The sequence below is a fragment of the Halorubrum sp. SP9 genome (genome assembly GCF_005435015.1).
Lineage (GTDB): Archaea > Halobacteriota > Halobacteria > Halobacteriales > Haloferacaceae > Halorubrum > Halorubrum sodomense.
Window position 1 is genome coordinate 1 of sequence record NZ_SGXU01000608.1, and the last position, 290, is coordinate 290.

Consider the following 290-nt stretch of genomic DNA (forward strand, 5'->3'; position numbering starts at 1 on the left):
GATACTCTTCAACGACATCGAATCGAAGGTCGATGAGTCGATGAATTTCGTCGATGCAGGGGTTGTCTTCGTTCGTTTTTTCCAGCAGGCCAAGCTGTTCCGGGTGGACCTGGTAATCGAATCTGGAACGAAGTGACGCTTCCAGTTTCTCGGGACTGGTGAATCCAGACTGCTCGCTCCCTGGGCCACCAGCGATGAAATCGCCGTCGATATTTGATGGTGGGAATCCGGTTGGGAAGTTGATCACCGCAGTCTGCTCACTGATTGCGGTCCAGTACTCGGTTCCATCG

The 290-nt window shown here is 53.1% G+C and carries 1 pseudogene; it reads right to left on the bottom strand.

Annotated elements, in window-relative coordinates:
- Positions 1-290, bottom strand: a pseudogene (locus tag EXE45_RS20180) (hypothetical protein); the annotation flags it as partial.